At 69.5% G+C, this 19,236-nt stretch carries 19 protein-coding genes and 2 pseudogenes; 12 read left to right on the top strand and 9 right to left on the bottom strand.

Annotation, left to right across the window (positions count from 1 at the left end; translation table 11 throughout):
* Positions 1-62 precede the first annotated feature (62 nt).
* Positions 63-680: a short chain dehydrogenase gene (locus ADL29_RS32500; protein WP_053927128.1), complete on the bottom strand. Its 618-nt coding sequence runs from the start codon at positions 678-680 to the stop codon at positions 63-65.
* 70 nt (positions 681-750) lie between these two features.
* Between ADL29_RS32500 and ADL29_RS32505 the strand changes: the two genes are divergently transcribed.
* Positions 751-1,668 (top strand): LysR family transcriptional regulator, encoded by a 918-nt coding sequence (locus tag ADL29_RS32505; RefSeq protein WP_053927129.1) that lies wholly within the window; start codon positions 751-753, stop codon positions 1,666-1,668.
* Here ADL29_RS32505 and ADL29_RS32510 read toward each other — a convergent pair.
* From ADL29_RS32510 to ADL29_RS32520, 3 genes are all read right to left on the bottom strand, one after another.
* Positions 1,646-2,305: an NADPH-dependent FMN reductase gene (locus tag ADL29_RS32510; protein ID WP_053927130.1), complete on the bottom strand. Its 660-nt coding sequence runs from the start codon at positions 2,303-2,305 to the stop codon at positions 1,646-1,648. The two genes, ADL29_RS32505 and ADL29_RS32510, sit on opposite strands and share 23 nt — an antisense overlap.
* A gap of 118 nt (positions 2,306-2,423) precedes the next feature.
* Positions 2,424-3,428 carry a YdcF family protein gene (locus ADL29_RS32515; RefSeq protein WP_053927131.1) on the bottom strand — a complete coding sequence of 335 codons (1,005 nt, stop codon included), beginning with the start codon at positions 3,426-3,428 and terminating at the stop codon, positions 2,424-2,426.
* Positions 3,429-3,569: 141 nt separating this feature from the next.
* The gene (locus ADL29_RS32520; protein WP_053927132.1) at positions 3,570-5,081 is read right to left on the bottom strand and encodes a sigma-70 family RNA polymerase sigma factor; all 1,512 of its coding nucleotides are present in this window, start codon (positions 5,079-5,081) and stop codon (positions 3,570-3,572) included.
* Between the two features lie 301 nt (positions 5,082-5,382).
* Here ADL29_RS32520 and ADL29_RS45680 point away from each other — a divergent pair, with 301 nt between their 5' ends.
* The 3 genes from ADL29_RS45680 to ADL29_RS32535 all read left to right on the top strand — a co-directional run bounded on the left by ADL29_RS45680 (position 5,383) and on the right by ADL29_RS32535 (position 9,224).
* A complete protein-coding gene (locus ADL29_RS45680; RefSeq protein ID WP_245689724.1) occupies positions 5,383-6,309 on the top strand; it encodes a CAP domain-containing protein in 927 nt (308 codons plus the stop codon).
* 496 nt (positions 6,310-6,805) lie between these two features.
* The gene (locus ADL29_RS32530; RefSeq protein WP_107095146.1) at positions 6,806-8,203 is read left to right on the top strand and encodes a sulfatase family protein; all 1,398 of its coding nucleotides are present in this window, start codon (positions 6,806-6,808) and stop codon (positions 8,201-8,203) included.
* 130 nt (positions 8,204-8,333) lie between these two features.
* A complete protein-coding gene (locus tag ADL29_RS32535) occupies positions 8,334-9,224 on the top strand; it encodes a formylglycine-generating enzyme family protein (protein ID WP_053927134.1) in 891 nt (296 codons plus the stop codon).
* 57 nt (positions 9,225-9,281) lie between these two features.
* Here ADL29_RS32535 and ADL29_RS32540 read toward each other — a convergent pair whose 3' ends face one another.
* Complete coding sequence (locus tag ADL29_RS32540) at positions 9,282-10,172, bottom strand: leishmanolysin-related zinc metalloendopeptidase (RefSeq protein WP_053927135.1); 891 nt, start codon at positions 10,170-10,172, stop codon at positions 9,282-9,284.
* 265 nt (positions 10,173-10,437) lie between these two features.
* The gene (locus ADL29_RS32545) at positions 10,438-11,118 is read right to left on the bottom strand and encodes an LPXTG cell wall anchor domain-containing protein (RefSeq protein ID WP_053927136.1); all 681 of its coding nucleotides are present in this window, start codon (positions 11,116-11,118) and stop codon (positions 10,438-10,440) included.
* Between the two features lie 550 nt (positions 11,119-11,668).
* On the opposite strand from ADL29_RS32545, the gene ADL29_RS32550 reads away from it, so the two are divergent.
* On the top strand, positions 11,669-12,241 hold the full coding sequence (locus ADL29_RS32550) for a hypothetical protein (protein WP_053927137.1): 573 nt from the start codon (positions 11,669-11,671) through the stop codon (positions 12,239-12,241).
* Here the strand turns inward: ADL29_RS32550 and ADL29_RS45685 are convergent.
* Together ADL29_RS45685 and ADL29_RS32555 are read right to left on the bottom strand one after the other, a co-directional pair.
* A pseudogene (locus ADL29_RS45685) lies at positions 12,228-12,356 on the bottom strand (virginiamycin B lyase family protein); the annotation flags it as partial. The gene ADL29_RS32550 and the pseudogene ADL29_RS45685 overlap by 14 nt on opposite strands.
* Positions 12,357-12,430: 74 nt before the next feature.
* Positions 12,431-13,000: a PadR family transcriptional regulator gene (locus ADL29_RS32555; protein WP_053927138.1), complete on the bottom strand. Its 570-nt coding sequence runs from the start codon at positions 12,998-13,000 to the stop codon at positions 12,431-12,433.
* A 110-nt stretch (positions 13,001-13,110) separates the two neighbouring features.
* Between ADL29_RS32555 and ADL29_RS32560 the strand changes: the two genes are divergently transcribed.
* The 4 genes and pseudogenes from ADL29_RS32560 to ADL29_RS44720 form a co-directional block, all read left to right on the top strand.
* Positions 13,111-13,542, top strand: a complete 432-nt coding sequence (locus ADL29_RS32560; protein ID WP_053927139.1) for a nuclear transport factor 2 family protein — start codon at positions 13,111-13,113, stop codon at positions 13,540-13,542.
* A gap of 34 nt (positions 13,543-13,576) precedes the next feature.
* Positions 13,577-14,881: a DUF3533 domain-containing protein gene (locus ADL29_RS32565; protein ID WP_053927140.1), complete on the top strand. Its 1,305-nt coding sequence runs from the start codon at positions 13,577-13,579 to the stop codon at positions 14,879-14,881.
* 120 nt (positions 14,882-15,001) lie between these two features.
* Entirely contained in the window at positions 15,002-16,345 is a 1,344-nt protein-coding gene (locus ADL29_RS32570) for a carotenoid oxygenase family protein (protein WP_053927141.1), read from the top strand.
* Positions 16,346-16,544: 199 nt separating this feature from the next.
* Positions 16,545-16,649 (top strand): annotated as a pseudogene (locus ADL29_RS44720) (hypothetical protein); the annotation flags it as partial.
* 359 nt (positions 16,650-17,008) lie between these two features.
* Here the strand turns inward: ADL29_RS44720 and ADL29_RS32575 are convergent.
* A complete protein-coding gene (locus tag ADL29_RS32575) occupies positions 17,009-17,641 on the bottom strand; it encodes a hypothetical protein (protein WP_053927142.1) in 633 nt (210 codons plus the stop codon).
* 128 nt (positions 17,642-17,769) lie between these two features.
* On the opposite strand from ADL29_RS32575, the gene ADL29_RS32580 reads away from it, so the two are divergent.
* The 3 genes from ADL29_RS32580 (at position 17,770) to ADL29_RS32590 (ending at position 19,202) form a co-directional block, all read left to right on the top strand.
* Entirely contained in the window at positions 17,770-18,201 is a 432-nt protein-coding gene (locus ADL29_RS32580) for an Hsp20/alpha crystallin family protein (protein ID WP_053927143.1), read from the top strand.
* Positions 18,202-18,304: 103 nt separating this feature from the next.
* A complete protein-coding gene (locus ADL29_RS32585) occupies positions 18,305-18,700 on the top strand; it encodes a DUF2267 domain-containing protein (RefSeq protein WP_053927158.1) in 396 nt (131 codons plus the stop codon).
* Positions 18,701-18,758: 58 nt separating this feature from the next.
* Complete coding sequence (locus tag ADL29_RS32590; protein WP_053927144.1) at positions 18,759-19,202, top strand: DUF2267 domain-containing protein; 444 nt, start codon at positions 18,759-18,761, stop codon at positions 19,200-19,202.
* The last annotated feature ends 34 nt before the right edge of the window (positions 19,203-19,236 follow it).

Below are 19,236 nucleotides of genomic sequence, written 5' to 3' on the forward strand. Positions count from 1 at the left end.
TACTGCTCACGACCACCGCCCATGCGCAACACCTCGCCCGGGGTCCCCCGTACGCCCCAGCATCACGGCAAGGTGTAAACCTGCCCGGTCTGGCCGCCTTCGACGGAGCGGACATACGCCTGAACGACCTGCGCCAGGCCGACCGGCGGCATGCCCGGGAAGAAGTCGCCGTAGTCGGCGAGGCTTTCGGTGAACACGCTGGGGCTGACCGCATTGATCCGCTGCGGGGCGATCTCGATGGCGGCGGCGCGCACGAAGGCCTCCAGGGCGCCGTTGGCCATGGAGGCCGCGCTGCCCGTGGGGATGGGTTCGCGGGCGAGCACCCCGGTGATCAGCGTGAACGAGCCGCGCTCGGCGACCCGGCCGAGGCCCTGACGCACCAGCTCGATCTGGCTTTGCACCTTGCCCTGGAACGCGGCCCGGAAGTCCTGCGCAGTCATGGCCGTGAGCGTCTTGTACGGCACATCACCGGCGGCGCTGACCACCGCATCGATCACGTCCCTCGCATCGATGCCCGCGGCCCGTTCGTACATCGCGGTGACCTGAGCGGGATCGGCGATGTCGTAGCGCAGGTCGCCGGCGGTGCGGCCGACGGTGAGGACGCGGTGGCCGCGGTCGGCCAGCTCCGCATGGACGGCGGTACCGAGCTTGCCGGTGGCCCCGACGAGAAGAATGTTCATGCGCGTGAGGCTAGACAGGGGGCATCGGCGGAGGGAAATACCTTTGGTGCTGCATTTATGCTTGCTGGTGATGAATGTGGAGAAGGTGGAGCTCCGGCATCTACGGGCCCTCGCGGCAATCGGTGACGAGGGGACCATCACCGATGCGGCAAGGGTTGTGGGCATCAGCCAGCCCGCCCTCTCCCGTACGCTCGACCAGCTGGAGACCCGCCTCGGGACGCGACTGGTGGAGCGCACCACCCGAAGCCTGGCCCTGACGGAGGCCGGACAGCGCCTGTGGGAACACGCGCACCGCATCCTCCACCAGGTGGACGACGCCCTCAGGGACGTCGCGGGCGGGTCGCGTCCACTCCGTATCGGATTTGCCTGGGCGTCCTTCGGGGAGCACACCGTGCCCCTGCTGCGCGCATGGCGGCAGGCACATCCCGGCACCCCCGTACAGATGCACCGTCACGACGACCCCGAGTCCGCCCTGTATCGCGGAGAGGTCGATGCGGCCCTCGTCCGCACGATGCCGACGGCCGCCGGGGGGAGCCTGAACAGCGCGGAGCTTTACCAGGAGCGCCGCCTGGCCGCCGTCCCGGAGAACCACCCCTTGGCCGACGGGGACACCGTGACGCCCGCCGACCTCGCCGATCAGCCGGTCGTGCTGTGCGCGACAGCCGCCACCACCCGCGCCGGCCTCTGGCCCGGCGACCGCCGCCCGCACACCTTCGAGGTGGCCAATGTCGACGAATGGCTCACGGTGATCGCCACCGGCGACGCGGTCGGCGTCACCGCCGAAGGCACCGGACACAGCCACCCCCACCCCGGCATCCGCTACCTCCCCCTCAGGGACGCCCCGCCCGTGACCGTCCGCCTGATCTGGCCCCGCACCCCAACCCATCCCGCCACCCGGTCCTTTTGCGACCATGCGCGGCGGATGATCGACACGCCGGGCCGAAGCAGGGGTGCGGCCGAGCGGCTCAGTCCTCGGCCCGCAGGGTAATGGGAGCTTCCGTACAGTCTCCCAAGAACTCGTACCACCGGCGTTGCAGGCAGACGTACCGGACATCGGCCTCGACCAGGCTCAGGAACGCCGTAACGGTCTCGCCGAGGCGCTGGTGCAGACCGGGGTCGGCCAGCTGCCCGTCCTCGGTGAAGCCCTGGTGAGCCGCGGCAAGGCTGAACATGTCGGGGTAGACGCGGGTGCCGAGGTGCTCCAGCGGCACCCGCAGCGCCCACAGTCCACGGTTGCCGCCGACCAGGGACGGCGAGGCGGAGACCAGCAGGGCGTGTTTGGTCTTGAACGGCTGCGGCCGGACCCGGGAGACCCAGTCGATCGCGTTCTTCACCATGCCTGGCACGGAGGCGTTGTACTCCGGGGAGGAGAGCGCAAAGGCGTCACACTGTTCGAGCCGGTCGCGCAGGGCGAGCGCGCCGTCCGGAACCCCGTGCGCGGCCTCCAGATCCCCGTCGTACAGCGGCATGTCGAATTCCCGCATCGCGGCCAGGTCGACGTCGGCCCCGGCCTCGGCCATCATCCGGCCGACGAGGGAAGCCAGACGGGCGTTGGTCGATCCGGTCCGCAGTGAGGCGCCGAGGACCAGTACGCGCAGTGGGCTGGGGAGTGCATCCGTGGTCATGGTGGTACGTCCTTCCGGCACGTGAACGCGCGCCATTCCAGGGCGGCACCATGCAGCGTATAGGTGCTAATGCGATAATTACGGGACCAACCGGGCCGTGCTCCGTCCTCCCGGCACGTCAGCGATTCCACCAGATGAGCACGCCACCCAGCACCAGCAGAAGACAGACACCGAGGTTGACCACCTTGTGCGCGAGGAACACCGCGGCGAATTCGCGGATCGTCGCGCTCGGCCAGAAATAGGCGGCGGTGGGGGAGCCCACGACCTGACCGCGCAGGCCCACTTTCCGCGCCATCAACGCCGCCCGGAAGGCGTGGTAGTTGTTGGTGACGACCACGCACCGGTAGTCCGGCTTCGCCTCCTCCATGATCGCCCTGCTGAACCGCAGATTCTCCTCGGTGGTGCGTGAGCGGTCCTCGCGCTCGATACGGTCCGCCGGAAACCCGCGCCCGATGAGGTAGTCGGCCATCGCATGGGACTCCGGGAGCTTCTCGTCCGGTCCCTGACCACCGGAGGTCAGCAGCACCGGCGTGCTGCCGCGTGCCTGGAGACGTTCGTACACCGCGCGCCCCCGCTCCAGCCGACTGGCCAGCAGCGGCGGCACCTTGGACCCGCCGATCAGCCCGGAACCCAGCACCACCACATAGTCGGCGTCCCGGCGGACCCGCAGCCGCCCGTACAGGAAGGCGTAGCTCACGAAGCACAGAAAGAGGAAAGACACATAGCCGACCAGCCCGACGGCGGTGACACCGACCACGAGCAGCGTGCGCGAGCGCAGCGCGAGGGCCGTGACCAGCAGTGCAATGAGCAAGAGGATGCCGAGCCCGGCCAGGAGCGACAGCAGGTTGGCGGGGCGCCGGCCTTCCTTGCGCACCATCTTGATGCCGTTGGCGATCAGAAAGCAGGCCAGTACGACGATCCCGAGCGCCGGGAGCAGCAACAACGCCAGGACCGCGATCGTCCCCAGCAGTGAATCGGTCCGCCCCAGCTTGCCGATCAGGGCGAGCAGGGCGAAGGTGGCGGCGAGCCCCAGATAAATGGCATTGCCGAACCGGCGTCGGTCGCGCAGGACGCCGACGCCGAAGAGGACAGAGAACAGGACCGCAGGGGCGAAGGCCAACATGCGTACATGGTAGGCAAATTCGGCGTGGGGAATTGCCTGATCGAGAGGGCAGGAGAGCGGGCGACGAGGTGTCCGCAGCTTCCGCCGTCGGGTCGCCAGGACGCGCCGGTGCCGAGCGGACCGGGGACGACCCGACCGAGGTCAGCGCGGCGAGGCGAGGTCCTGGGTCCACCAAGGGCCGCCCGTTCCGTGCACGATGCCGATGCCGACCGCGGTGAATCGGCAGTTGAGCATGTTGTCACGGTGCATGGCGTCGCTCATCCAGTCGCCTACCGCCGCGTCAGCCGTACGCGGACCGCGGTCGAGGTTCTCGCCCCAGCTGCTCCAGGGGTATCCGGCGGCGGTGATTCGCTTGTCCGGGCCGGTGCCGTCCGGCGTGTCGTGTGCGTAGTAGCCGCGTGCCGCCATGTCGGTGGAGTGCCGCTGGGCAGCGAGGTGCAGCCTCCGGTCTCTACGGAGCGGACCGCAGCCGACCTGCGCACGGCGGCTGTTGATGAGCGCGATGGCTTGTTGCTCCAGGTCGGGCGGCGTGGGTGACGGAGTGCCGGCCGGTGAGGCGGACGGGGTGGGCGATGCGGTGGCGGCCGTGCGTGACGGGGTCGGTGCGGGCGTGTGGCGGGGCGCCGATGTGGTGGGGGCAGGGGTGCCTGCCGTCTTCGGCTTGGCCTTGTGCTCGTTCCGGGGGGCGTCCGGAAACCACCACAGCGCGGCGATGACGGCCGCTGCCAGCACCACCACGCCGGCGGCCGCCGCGCCCTTGGCGACCCGGCGCGGAGGGTGCGGTCGCTTCGGCACTGCGTGTGCGCCGTGGTCTGCGGACACGGGGTGTCCCGGGGCTGCCGTCGTTGATGCGGTCGCGGCGGTGGGCGCGTGCAGGACGGTGGGCGGGGTGAGGTGCGCGGGCAGTGGCAGCAGGGCGAGGCCCGCCAGGAGCCCCTCTGCAGGCAAGAGGTCGTTCCAGTGTTCCGAGCAGTTCCGGCACCCGCGCGAGTGGCGGGCTATGCGTTTGCGCCACAGGGCGCAGGGTTCGTTGTCCCAGGTGGCGGTCAGCTGGGCGAGTTCGGGGCACGGGGGACTCCCCGCGAGAGCACGGACGACGACACGCCCCGTCTCCAGCTGCTCCTTCATCCGCTGGACACGGACCGCCGTATGGCGTGTGCTGCTGCCGACGGCGGCGGCGAGTTCCGCTCTGCTGATCTCCCCGGCGGCCTCCAGCCACCACAGGGACAGCAGCGCCCGGTCCCCCTCGTCCAGCCAACGGGTGGCCTCGGCCACCTCACGACGCTGACCGGAAAGCCCCAGTTGCAAGATGGTCAGGTCCACGAAATCGGCGGAACGGTCGGCCCGTTCCGGCGTCTGGTCCAAGCCGACGACGGGAGTCTTGTGGCTGACGGTCCAGCGGCGCCGTACCTGGTTCATGGCGATCGCCACCAGCCAGGAACGGAAGGACGCCGGCTCCCGTAGATCCGCCAACGACTCCAGGACGCGCAGCATGGTCTCCTGCACCACGTCGTCAACGTCCGCATGGCCGTCCAGCGCCCGGCCCACGACGTTGTAGATCAGTGGCAGGTACGCAGCGACCAGTTGCTCCCGGGCACCTTCGTCCCCGGCCCTGGCAGCCTCGACGGTCGCCGTACCGTTTTCCCGCTTCACGCCTCTTTGGTCCTGTTCATCCGTGTGCACATCGATGGCCCCCGCACTCAGGTGACCCGCCGGACTCGCCGGGATAACAGAGAAACCTACGTGGATCCGGAATGACCTCGAGGCCCGGCCCCGCGGCCCCCGTCGGACCACCCGCGGCGGTCCGCTCCACATACGCCGAGAACTTTTCGTTATCCGGGACCGCGACCCGGCTCTCCTCTGTGCGGACCGCACACAACGGACCGCACAGACCCACATCCCCCACAGGCTGCGGAAGCCCCACAGGCTCCACGGCCGCACAGGAAACGGAACCATGAACAACGACGACACCTTCCGGCCGGCACGTCGCGACGAAACGCCGACCGGGACCGGCCACCGGTCCGGCGAGGCTGCCTCGCGCCGTCGTTCCGCCGCGCCCCGGCCCGGCGGCCGGCACGGTCGCAACGGCGGGACCCACCGCGCCGGCACCAGCCGTCCCCGCCTCCGGCGCAAGGGCATGCTGCTGGCCGTGGCGGCCGCGATCGCCGCGGGCTGCTGCTCCCTCGTACTGATACGCCCCGCCTCCGGCCCCGACCAGGAGCTCACGGCGAACCGGTCCCTGCCGGAGCCGCGCACGGGGGACGTCTCCGCCCTGTCGGCGCCGGGCAGCGCCTCACCCTCGCCCCACCGCCACGAGGCGTCGGCCGCCCCGTCCGATGCCGAACGGCACGGCAAGCGGCACACCCCCCAACCGCCGCGGAAGGCCCGCCCCGAGAGCAGCCCGAAGGCCGGGAACACGATGCCCCGTGCCTCCCGCGCCGGGTCCGGAGCGAGCACCAGCGCCCCCGCCGCACCGCGGACCGCAACCGGCACCGCGGCGCGGTTCGCCAAGAAGATCGTCGACCTGGTCAACGCCCAGCGGGCCCAGCACGGTTGCGGCCCGCTCACCGTCGACCGCCGGCTGCAGAAGGCCGCGCAGGCCCACTCGAACGACATGGCCGCCCGCAACTACTACGAGCACAACACCCCGGAAGGCATCGACCCCGGAACCCGTATGACCCGTGCCGGATTCCAGTGGAGCAGCTGGGCGGAGAACATCTTCAAGAGCCCCAAGGACCCGGACACGGCGCTGAAGGGCTGGATGGAAAGCCCCGGACACCGGGACAACATCCTCAACTGCTCCTACAAGTCCACCGGCGTCGGCGTCAACCTCAGCGCCAACGGCCCCTGGTGGACCCAGGACTTCGCCACCCACTCCTGACCCACACCGGCACCTGAACCGAGCTTCGCGCGGCCACCACCGGTCGCGCGAAGCTCCGGTCGCAGCAGGGGCCGGCCGTCCTGGTCCTGACGCCGCATTCCACATTTCATACGGCGTGCATAGAACGGCACGCTCCGCTACCTCTATTCTCGCCGCATGGCAGCAGAAGGAATGCTCGCTGCTCGCCGCCATGTCGATTTCGGCAGGCTGGCGAGCGCGCTGTGTACGGTCGCCACGGCGTGACCGCCGGGCCCGGTCGCCTGCCCCACGGCAAGTGACCCCGCTCTCGTCCGGTCAGCTCGCGCCACATCGCCATCGTCACGGGATCCCCACCTGGCGCCCCCGTCAAAGCGCCCGACTCCCGTCTCTTCCTCGTATCCGGCAGACACTGCCGTACCCCGCGCGGGCGCGCGACGTCCCCCCAACTCCGCGTACGCAGAATGCGGTTCCGCACGCCCGCGCCGCCACTTCGATGGACCACAGGAGGAAACGACCCATGAGTCACGACAGACCGCAGGTGAGCCGGCGCGGCTTTCTCGCCGGTACGGCGGCGGCAGCCGCCACGGCAGCCGCACCCGCGATAGCCCAGGTGGCGGCCGCAGGCCCGGCGAACGCCGCGTCCCGCCCCAACATCCTGCTGATCGTCACCGACGACCAGCCCAAACACACCGACTGGGCGATCCAGAAGACCCTCGACTGGATCGCGGGTCAGGGCGTGAAGTTCACCCACGGCCATGTCACCACACCGCTGTGCGCACCCTCGCGCTCGTCCGTCTTCACGGGCCGCTACGCCCACAACCACGGCGTGCGGGACAACGGCCACGCGCACAACCTCGACCAGAGCACCACGGTGCAGCGCTACCTCAAGCAGGCCGGCTACCGCACCGGCCTGTTCGGCAAGTACCTCAACTCCTGGACACTCGCCGACAACCCGCCGCACTTCGAGGACTTCGCCCTGCTGCAGCCGGGCTACGTCGACGCCCAGTGGAACGTCAACGGCACGGTCCAGACGATCAACGGCTACACCACCAACATCATCAAGAACAAGACGCTGAACTTCCTGGACAAGGCAGCCACAGACACCCGCCCGTGGTTCGCCTACGTCACCCCGTACGCCTCGCACGAACCCAACACGCCCGCTCCCGCATACGCAGACACGGTCGTACCGGACTGGAACGGCCGTCCTTCCGTCCCGGAGAACGACCGCAGCGACAAACCGCAGTACGTGAAGGACGCAACCAACACCCTGGCCGACGGCCAGGCAGTGCGGCAGCGGCAGCTGCGGACGCTGCTGTCCGTCGACGACGCCGTCCAGGCATTCAAGGACAAGCTGACAGCCCTGGGGCAGCTGAACAACACCCTGGTCATCCACATCGGCGACAACGGCTTCCAGTGGGCCGACCACGGCCTTCTCGGGAAGGGGACGCCGTACTCCCCGGCCCACGAGGTGCCGTTCCACCTGTCCTGGCCGGCCGCCGGACTGAACTCCGGGACCACCGACAACCGGATCGTCGGCAACATCGACATCGCCCCCACCATCCTCGACGCGGCCGGGATCACCCCGACGCACTCGGTGGACGGCAAGTCGCTGCTCGGCTCCTTCAACCGTGACCATCTGCTGGTCGAGTGGTGGAAGCAGGGCAGCGCGGGCGTCAAGGACACCTGGGCGTCCTACGTCGCCAAGGACAAGCAGTACGTCGAGTACTACGACCTGTGGACCGACGCCAACGGCAATGAGACCGGCACCGGACAGGTGACGTTCCGGGAGTACTACGACCTCGTCAACGACCAGTACCAGCTGACGAACAAGCTCTACCAGGCAACGCCCGCGGAGGAGCAGAACCTGGGCATTCCGGCGCTCGCCTCCCAGCTCGCCGCCGACCGCGCGAGCTAGCGGAACGGCCCACGGCCTCGCACAGCACCATCCGGCCGATTCCGCCCCCCTCGGCCGGTCCGCACCATCCGGCCGGGCACCCGCTTCCGCTGCGGGCGCCCGGCCGGCCCCCTCGACGCCTGGAGCTGCCATGTCCTCCTCCTGCTGCACACCCGGCCGCAGCACCCTCACGATCGCTCCGGCCGTGTCCACCGCCCCGCCCCGCCCACAGGCGGCACTCCGGATCGCCAAGCAGCTGATCGCCCTCCCCGGCGGGCGGTTCCTCATGGGCGGCGACGACCCGGACGGCATCCCGGCCGATGGCGAGGGCCCGGTCCGCGAGGTCGAGGTCGCCCCCTTCCGGATCGCCCCCACGACCGTGACCAACGCCCAGTTCGCGACCTTCGTCAAGGCGACCGGCCATGTCACCGAAGCCGAAAGCTTCGGTTTCTCCTTCGTCTTCTTCGGCCTCCTCTCCGGCGAGCTCGAGGCCGCTTCACCGCCGGTCGAGGACGTTCCCTGGTGGCGCGTGGTGGAGGGCGCGACCTGGCGCCACCCCGAGGGCCCAGGGTCTTCCTTCACGGCGCGGCAGCACCACCCCGTCGTCCATGTGTCCTGGAACGACGCGCAGGCGTTCTGCGAGTGGTCCGGTACGAGACTGCCCACCGAGGCAGAGTGGGAGTACGCGGCCCGCGGCGGCCTCGTCCGCCGCCGCTACCCCTGGGGCGATGAACTGGCCCCCCGCGGCCGGACGATGCTCAACATCTGGCAGGGCGCCTTTCCCACCGCCCACACGGGACCCGCCGGACCCGGCACCGTACCGGCAAAGTCCCACCGCCCCAACGCATACGGCCTGTACAACACCGTCGGCAACGTATGGGAATGGTGCGCCGACTGGTTCAGCCCGGACACCTCGCGCGTCATGCGCGGCGGCTCCTACCTGTGCCACGACTCCTACTGCAACCGCTACCGCGTCGCGGCCCGCAGCCGTAACACCCCCGACAGCTCCACGGGCAACATCGGCTTCCGGGTGGCGGCTTGAGTGGTGGGCCGAGTGCGGTGGGTCGAGTGTCGGCTGACTGTCGGCTGGCGAGGCCCGTCAGGGCCTCTCCGCCGGAATGCGGGTCGGGATCGTCGGGAGCACCACGTACCGCGGCTCCGGGGAAGGAACGCGGTCCGAGCGCGCGATCGCGAGGAGATCCGGAAGCTCGAAGTCCTGCGCGGCCTCGAGATCGACCGTGTATCCGAGGTCCCCCAGGCTCGCCACCGTCAGCCGGCTCATGGGGTTGTCGTTCAGTGGTGTGCCGGGGCGGCCGCCGATGGTCGGCGACATCAGCTCGTTGGCGAACACACTCTCGCGCCAGTGGCCGCCTGCGCTTCCGATACCGCCGACGTTTGCCACAGGTACCGCGGTGGGGGCATTTCCGATGAGCTTGCCGAACTCCGTCATCGCCCCGGGGCCGACGAAGGTCGGGTTGCTGCCGGGGAAGTCCTTCAGGAACCCGAAATCGGTCCAGACGGTTCCGATTCCCAGCACGTGCCCCATCTCATGCGTGATGACATCGAGGAGCATGCCCTCCTCTTCCATCTGGGCCAGGTCGGCGCTGTCGAACCTCATGTGCCCCTTCACGGGGAGCCCTGCTCCGCTGGCCGCATCCTCGCTCCGGAACTGCGTCGGGCCGGCCGATCCGAGGGTGTTGGGGTTGTGATTGACGCCGTCCATCGGCACGCCTTCGGCGTCGATCAAGAGGTCGTCGACCACGACCTCACCGGTGATGTCGTGAATGACCGCGGTCTCCAGGTCTCCCACGATGACGTGCGCCCAGCGGTCCGCGGCCTTCTTGAACACGTTCTTCTGGCTGTTCGTCAGGCCTCCGAGGAACCGCACATCGATCTGGAACGGAGACGTGGTCGCGGCGAGCTCCGCGGCGCGGTCAGCGTTCGCGACAGCCTTGTACGTTTCGAATACGTAGGGGCTCTGTCCGGCCATGGCTACTCCTCCTGTCGCGAGTAGCTGGATTTATCCCTCAAAATGAGACTAAAGGCTTTTCCGGTAGATAGGCGATGCAACCAAATACGGTTGAACGTTCACCGTCAGAGCCCGAGGTTGCGGGCGAGGGCGGCCGGACGGCCGTCGACCGTACTGAAGGGCAGGGTTGGGCACGGTTGGGATCCGAGCGCGCCGCCCGGCAACCAGGCGCTGCCCGACGTGACTGTGCCCCCGAGCCCGCGCGGGGCACGGGGGCACAGGCGGGTCAGTGCTGCTGTGCCTTGCGGCGGCGGAACACCAGGTAGCCGCCGGCCGCGACGAGCGCCGCGGCCGCCGTGGACAGCAGGCCGACGGGGGCGCCGTTACCGGTCTCGGCGAGGTCGCCGTTGACCTCGGCGGACTTTGACGACGAGGGGGAGGCGGCCGGGGAGGTCGGTGCGCTGCCCGCGTGGGAGGCGGTCGGCTGAGCGGCGGTCGGCTGAGCGGTGGCGGAGGGGGTGGCGTGCGCCGAGGGGTTGCCGCCGCCCGGCTGGTCCTTGCCCGCACAGTCGGTCCAGAAGACCTTCTGCTTGGCCCGGCCGTGCTCGCCGTCGAAGTTCCAGAAGAGCTTGTAGTGGCCGTCGGGCAGGGACAGGTCCTGCGTACGGCCGTGTCCCTCGCCACCGAGCGTCAGAGAGCCGGTCTTCACGGTCTCGCCCTTGACGTCGGCGGTCGGGGCCCAGGATTCGATGTGCCAGTCGACCTGCTGGTCGCCGTCGAAGCCGAAGGCGTCCAGGTAGAAGGTGCACACGTGGGGCTCGTTCTTGCGGAGCTCCTCACCGGTCTTGGCGTCGTGGATCTTCACGGTGCCGTTGTCGCCGGGGGCGGTGGCGTAAGCGGAAGGGGCGAGCAGCAGGGCCGCGGCCACGGCGGCCGTGAGCGTGCCTGCGGAAACAAGCGGGCGCATGGGCATTCCAACGGTAAAAGGGGAGGGTTGCCGTGGGGGGCGGCTCAGCTTCCTGCGGCCTCGGGAGCCCGTCAAGGCAACTCAAAACACTTATGTCGTGGAGCGCATCGCTCGCCCCATTAATCCCGCATAACGATTAGGTACGGGCCTCTGTCGACCCTCAGCCCCATCGACCGCCGCCCGCACCCGCACCCGCTGCCGTCGGGCGACGTGGGTTTCGACCCTCGGTCATGCTCGGGGTCAGACGGCCGCCACCCCTTCCCCTTGCCGCAGCCCTCGTACCTGGGTCGGGGCACCCCCGCTCGCTGGACCGGGGTCATCAATTGTGCTGGCGGGTAGGGCGCTTGCATGGGGGCCATGTCGCGCCTATCAGGCCCACTGGTCTAGGCATCTCCGCGGCCCGGCTCAGCTCATTCCAGAACACCGGAACATCCCAGAACACCGGAACATCCCAGAACACCGGAACATCCCAGAAAACCGACCTGATGCAGTTTCCGCGGGAGGTCGTCCGCTCCGCTCTGCACCCGCAGTCGGCCTGCACCGGGTGGTATTGGAGTCGGGCTACACCCTCGAGGCCTGCGATGGCATCGGCGCCGAGTATGTGCGCACGCGCTCCGTCTTCTGTGAGATCTACGCCGCCGCGCCGGCAGTGGCGTACAAGCGTCTTGGCTTCGAAGGCAACATCCCGTTCAGGGGTGCCAACGCTGAACTCCTGGGTGGATTTTTCCATGACATCAACGACTTGATGTCCGGTCATAAAGAGACGCTGAGCGGCCAGTTCCCGGCCCCCAGCACCTACCGCAGAGCCGTTCAGAACGGCATGTCCCTGATCGACTCCCATGAGGCCACGTTCTGGCGAGCAGTGGCCAGCTATCACCGGATCAATGACCTGGGCGGCCCAGAGCAACGGTCCTGCCTCCTCGGAGGGGTGCTGGTCGGGGTGGAGTCCGGCGATCCGCTCCGCCGGCTCCTCCGGCCGCGGGGGCTGCCGGGCGCCCAGGGGCATGACGGCGCCGAAACCCACGGCGAGGGCGACCCTCTCACAGCCGGGTGGCAAAGCAGCTGTGCCGATGGGCGTATGGGGTCGCCCCTGCCTGGGAGGTTGGGTCTCAGCGTGGCGTGAGTCGGGCTATCGTTCCGATCTCCAGTGCCGTCCAGACTGCACCGTCTGGTCCTTGTGCGATTCCGTGTGGTTCGGAGGACGGGCTGGGGAGTTCGTACTCGTCGATTCGGCCGGCGGGGGCCGGCCTGATCATGGACGGCTGACTGGCACCACCCGATCAAGCTCAGCAGTGCACGAAGAGGAGCACTGTCACCGCTGCGCAGTGGCAGCCTGCCGATGGCGCAGGATGGTGATCGTGTTGCGGCACCAGTCGCGGTTGCCCCGTTCGAAGGCGAGGCCGCGCAGGCAGGTCAGGTACGGGCCGATGCGGTCGCCCTCGTGCAGGAACTCCTCCTCCGTGCGCTCGCCGCGCATGCTTCGCAGCAACTGCTCGAACAGGTCGATCTTGGCCTGGGCGAAGGTGGCCCGCTCGTCGAGCTGGGCGATCAGCACCGCCGGGTCGACGTGGTCGGCGGCCTGGACCTTGACCAGCAGGTCGTCGCGGACGAAGGACGGCTTGGCGGAGGCTGCGGCGAAGTCGTCGAGTTCGGCGAGGCCGGCGTCCGTGACGCGGAAGACCCGCTTGTTGGGCCGGTTGTCCTGGACGATCTCCCGCCCGGAGATCAGCCCGTCCTTCTCCAGCCGGGTCAGCTCGGCGTACAGCTGCTGCGGCTGGGTGTACCAGAAGTTCGCCACGCCGACGTCGAAGGTCTTGGCCAGTTCGTAGCCGTTGGTCTCGCCGTCGAGCAGGGCGGCCAGAACGGCGTGCCGTAGTGCCATCGGTCGAACTCCTTCACTCACCTCTGTTTGCCGGACACACCTCCCTATGGTACTCCTAAAAATGAGTAGTCAGATTCATGACTAGTCTCCCTGAGTCAGGAGGGTGCACCATGACCACCGCCGACCGCTTCCGCGTCGCCGTCGACGCCCGTGATCTCGCCGCGCTGGACGACTTGTTCACCGACGACGTCCGCTTCTACAGCCCGGTGAAGTTCACGCCCTTCGAGGGCAAGCCGATGGTCCTGGGCCTGTTCGGGGTCCTGCTGCGGAGCTTCCAGGACTTCCGGTACGTCGGTGAGTACACCGGCACCGCGCAGACCAGCGCCGACGCCGCCGACGCACCCTCGGCCGTCCTGCTCTTCCGCGCCACAGCGGGCGGCAAGCAGATCCACGGCATCGACCTGCTGCACTTCGCCGACGACGGCCGGATCAAGGAGTTCACGGTCATGGTCCGCCCGCAGTCCGCCGTTCACGCCCTCGGCGAGGCGGTCCACGCCGGGCTCGTCGCCGACGGACTCGCACCAGCGCCCGCCAATGACTGAGCTCCAGCCATCCCGTCCGACCGAGGAACGCACCGTGCCCGCTCGCCCAACGCCGTCCGCGCTCCGCAGCCCACGCCTGTGGACCGGCGCCGGCCTCATCCTGGCCATCGTCGCCACCGCCTTCGCGCTGCTCTACGTCGGCGGCAACCTCGATCCGAGAGGGCATCTGCGCGACCTGCCCGTCGCCCTGGTCAACAGCGACCAGGGCGCGGACGCCGGCGGCAGGCACCTCAACCTCGGGGATCAGATTGTCACCGGGATCGAGCACGGCACCGCCAACCACGCCATCGCCTGGCAGTCGATGACCCGCGAGAAGGCCGATCAACTCATCGGCCAGGGCAAGGTGTTCGGGGCGCTCGTCGTCCCGCCGGACTTCACCTCCACCGTCACCGCCCTGACCGTCCCGGGCACCTCGCAGAGTCCCGCTCGGCCGGTGCTGAGCGTGCTCACCAACCAGTCCGCCGGCAGCATCGGTTCATCCATGGCAAGCCAGGCCGCCCAGCAGGCCGCCCACGCCGCGTCCACCCGGATCGGCGCCCAGCTCGTCGGCCAGACAGGCAAGCAGGGCGCCACGCTGCCGACCGCCGCCGAACTCCTGCTCGCCGACCCGGTCGCCGTGCAGGTCGCCGACGGCCACCCGCTGGGCACGCACAGCGGCCTGGGACTGTCCGCCTTCTACTACTCCCTCGTCCTGGTCGTCTGCGGGATGCTCGGCGCCAACGTCATCAACTCCCAGGTCGACACCGCCCTCGGCTACCTGCACAACGACATCGGACCGTTCCGCCAGCGCATGCCCGTCCAGCACACCAGCCGCGTGCGCACGCTCGCGACGGGCATCGCGCTCATGGCAGGGCTCTCCGTCCTCATGGGCTCGCTGGTCGAGGCCACCACCGTCGGCGTGCTCGGCATGGACGCCTCTCACCTCGGCCTGCTGTGGCTCTACTCGGTCGCGACGATCGCCGTCGTCGGCATCGGCGGCCTCTCACTCCTCGCCGCGTTCGGCACACCGGGCATGCTGCTGCTGACCCTCATCTTCATCGCGATGGCCGTGCCCACCTCCGGCGCGACCGTGCCGCTGCAGGCGCTCCCCGGCTTCTTCCGCACGCTCGGCGAGTTCGAGCCGCTGCGGCAGATCGCCGGCGGCATGCGCTCGATCCTCTACTACGACGCCCAGGCCGACGCCGGTCTCACCCGCGCGTGGTCCGCGATGGGCATCGCCCTGGTGGCGGCCGCCCTGTTCGGCTTCGCCGTCACGCGCTTCTACGACCGGCGAGGGCTGCACCGCATTCCCCTCCCGGCGGGCCCGGCGGCCACTGCCCAGCCCACGGCGGCGCACTGACCAACGGCCGGCGGCGCCGAAGCGCACCCGCCGTCTCGCCGTACTTCACCTCCACTCTCACCGCCCTGACCGTCCCGGCACCGAGTACAGCCCCGTCCATCACACAGCTTGGAGTCAACCATGACCACCGTCCCCCATCTGCTGGGCGCCTTCGCCCCCGTCCACGACGAACTGACCGTCACTGAACTGCAGGTCACCGGTGCGATCCCGCCCGAGCTGACCGGCTGGTACCTGCGCAACGGACCCAACCCCCACCAGGCCACCTCCGCACACTGGTGGCTGGGCGACGGAATGGTCCACGGCGTGCGCCTGGAGGCCGGCCGGGCCGTCTCCTACCGCAACCGCTGGGTCCAGACCGCCGCTTTGACGCGCGGCGCCGAACTCCGTGACGAACAGGGCAAGCGCGACCTCCTCGCAGGCGTCGCCAACACCCATGTCGTCCGCCATGCCGGACGTACCCTCGCCCTGATCGAATCCTCCTTCCCCTACCAGATGGACATGCGCAGGGGCAACGAGCTGGCCACCATCGGCGCCTACGACTTCCACGGCCGGCTCCACACTCCGATGACCGCCCATCCCAAGACCTGCCCCACCACCGGTGAGCTGCACTTCTTCGGTTACGGTGCCGGACCGGACGAGACCCCCTTGACCTACCACCGTGCCAGCGCACAGGGAGAGCTGACGATCAGCCGGCCCGTGGACGTCGGCGCACCGACGCTGATGCACGACTTCCACCTCACCTCCCGCCACGTCGTCTTCATGGACCTGCCGATGGTCTTCGACCTGCCCAAGGCCGTGGCCGGCGACCGTGGCCTGCCCTACACCTGGACCCCCGACCACGGCGCGCGCCTGGGTGTCCTGAACCGAGAGGACCCCTACGGCCCGGTGCGCTGGTTCGACATCGCTCCTTGCTACGTCTTCCACACGCTCAACGCCCACGAGGACGCCGACGGACGGCGCCTGACCTTGTACGCCATCCGCTACGACCATGTCGGCGAGAACGTGGACGTCAACGGCCATGGATCCCTCTGGCGATGGACGATCGACCTGGCCACCGACACCGTGCACGAGGAACAGCTCGACGATCGCCGAGCAGAATTCCCCCGCATCGACGACCGCCTCGCGGGCCTCCCCGCCCGCTACGGTTACGCCACCACCCTCAAATCTCCCGAAGGTTCCGACTGCCAGGGCGCGATCCACCGCTACGACCTGGACTCCGGCGCGACAGTCAGCCACTCCTTCGCGGCAGGGCGTACCCCCGGCGAAGCCACTTTCGTCCCGGCGAGCAGTGTGCCCGGAGGCTCGGGCTGGCTGATGACCTACGTCTACGATGCCGCCACCGACCGAAGCGACCTGGTCATACTCGACGCCGACGACCTGACCGCGCCACCCACCGCCACCATCCACCTGCCACGCCGCGTCCCCGTCGGCTTCCACGGCAACTGGCTCCCCGACCAGCGCTGACGTAGACAAGTCCGGGACGGGTGTGTGCCTGGGGCGCACGGTGCCGAGGCACACACCCGCCCGATGCGTCGGCTGCCAAACATCCCGCGAACTGTCCGGCCTCAGCCGGTAGAGGCGCCCGCACATACCGGGCGCACCCGTCTTCCAGCCACCCTCGCGGCCTGCCTCATCCAGGCCGGCCTGCGAGCAGGAGAAGGCGATGAAGTTCAACGCGCTGCTCACGAATGCGGTGATCTTCCACAACGCCCTGGACATCGCCGAGATCGTCCGCCAGCTGCTGGAGGAGGGCTGGACGATCGACCCCGAGGATCTGGCGCACATCTCGCCGTACCTGACCGGGCACATCAACCGGTTCGGCGAGTACAGCACGCACGAGCTGGGCATCCAGCCGGAGGCTTACGACCCGAAGCGGGACGTGGGCTGCACCCCGCTGCGCGACCAGGACTCGGCCGCGGCCGCTTCGGTCAGGCCGCCTGAAAGGCCGGGGCCGGTCGGCAGCCCGGCACGCCTCGGCGCTTTGGCCACACCCTCGCCCCCAGGCCCTGCTCGAGGAGGGAGCGGGCCAGGGGGCCCGCCAGGCCGGCCACGTCGGTCTCCAGGTCTCCGCTCGTTCGCCCAGGGTCAGAGGCTGATCGGGCTGCTGTTGCGGTGCGCCGGGCGGGGTCAGGGGGGTGCGAGGGTGTCGAGCCGGGCTGCGAGGTCGGGGTGGGTGGCGGCCAGGTGGGGGCGGGTGGCGGCCAGGGGGGCGATGAGGCGTGCGGGGTCGTCGTGGGCGAGGGCCGCGTGGAGCTCGCTGAGCGGGCGGCGGGCGGCGGGGGAAAGGTCGGTGAGTGCGGTGATCTGACCAGCGAGGCGGCGCAGGTCTGCCGCGTTGCGGCGGGCCCAGGCGCCGGCGGTGCGGTCGGCGGCCCGGGCCTGGCGGGTGGCCGTCACGCGCTCTTCGCCGGTGGTCCCGGCGGGGCCGGGACGGCCGCGCAGATAGCGGCGCTCGGCGGCCTGGCGGCTGGCGACGCCGAGGGGGTGGGCGAGGTCGGCCCAGCTGGCTCCCGCGTCGCGGGCCGTTTCGATCAGGCCGGTCTCCCAACCGGCGAGCCGCTCACGTACCTGCCGCAGCAGCATCAGGGAGGCCAGCGCCTGCTCCGGCCCGGGACCGAGGGTATCGGGGATGTCCTTGGCCCCTTGCTGGGCGTCGCGTAGGGCATCGTCTATGGCAGCAAGGGCCGCCGCGGCGGCGAGGAACGACGCCGGGCTGTGGGCGTCGGTGCGGGACGGGGACGGCTGGTCGGCCGGGGTCACGGACACCTCCCTGGGGTTGTCATCGAGCTGACGACATCATGTTTGTCATCCATTGGATGACATGTTACAACAGTGTCAGTGAGGCGCATTGGCAGTAACTGCCTGAACCTGCTGGAGGTGTTTTCACGATGTTGATGCGCACTGACCCCTTCCGTGAGCTGGACCGGCTGACGCAGCAGCTGCTGGGCCCGGGGACCTGGTCGAGGCCGTCGGCGATGCCGATGGACGCCTACCGCGAGGGCGACGAGTACGTGGTGGCCTTCGACCTTCCCGGTGTCACCGCAGACGCGATCGACATCGACGTCGAGCGGAACATGCTCACCGTCAAGGCGGAGCGCCGGCCGGTGGCGAAGGCCGACGACGTGCAGATGGAGCTGTCCGAGCGGCCGCTGGGCGTCTTTTCCCGCCAGATCGTGCTCGCCGACACCCTCGACACCGAGCACATCAAGGCCGACTACGACGCGGGCGTGCTCACCCTGCGCATCCCGATCGCCGAGCGCGCCAAGCCCCGCAAGATCTCCATCGGCGTCGGATCCGGCCACAAGGAGATCTCCGGCTGACACCGGCCGGGACAGGTGCGGAGGACGGGCACCTGATCTCCCCCTCACCCCGTCCTCCGCACCCCGTGGGCAGTCCGAAGAACAAGAAGGGGTGGCGGCCAAGATGACTCTGCGACGCGAAGCGTTCCTCGACCACGTCAAGGAACGAGGCGAGTACGGCACTGTAGAGGAAGCCGAGCGTGCGGCCCGCGTAGTGCTCGCCCTGCTCGGCGCCCACCTGGTCGGCGAAGTCCGCGCCCAACTCGCAGCCCGCCTGCCGGAGGAATTCGCCCTGATCCTGCTCAACCCGCTGCAGAGCGCCGAACCGCTGCCGACGGAGCGGTTCGTCCGGGCGACCGCAGCCTGGATCGAGGGCGCCACCGAGCAGACCGCGACCTGGGACGTCAGCGCCGTCCTCTCAACAGTCGCCGACACCGCCGGCGACGACCTGATGGGGCAGATCCTGCTCCAGCTCCCCGCCGGCTACGACCTCCTCTTCGGCTGCCCCCAGCCCACCTGACCACCAGTGCCACACCGGCACCACTCCACCCTGGTTCCCATGAAAGGCATGCACTGCAGTGATCACCGACGTTCGCGGTCCGCTTGAGCACCAGCAGCCGTACTCGACGGCGTACGAGCAGATGCTGGAGAAGGTCCGCTACGAGGGCGCCTACCCCACTCGCGAGAAGGCCGACGAAGCCGTCCGCCTGGTCCTTTCGGGGCTGGGGCGCCAGCTGACCGGCGACGAACGCGTCGATCTCGCGGCTCGCCTGCCCTTGGAGGCCGCACGCATGCTGACCGCGCAGATCCCCGACACGCAGCTCCTGACCGGATGGGCCTTCGTCAAGGACCTCGCCGCCCGTTCCGGCGGCTCCCTGGCCACCACCCGCTGGGACACCGGCTCCGTCTTCGCAGCCGTCGCCGCCCATGCCGGCCCCGACCTCATCACCCGCATCCTCCACCAGCTCCCCACCGGCTACGCGCTGCTGTTCGGCCGCGCCGAACTCACCCCAGCCGCGTAAACGGGCACCCGGCACCCGGGGCCGCAACAGGGGT

Origin of the sequence: Streptomyces chattanoogensis (assembly GCF_001294335.1) — a bacterium.
GTDB classification, from domain to species: Bacteria; Actinomycetota; Actinomycetes; order Streptomycetales; family Streptomycetaceae; genus Streptomyces; species Streptomyces chattanoogensis.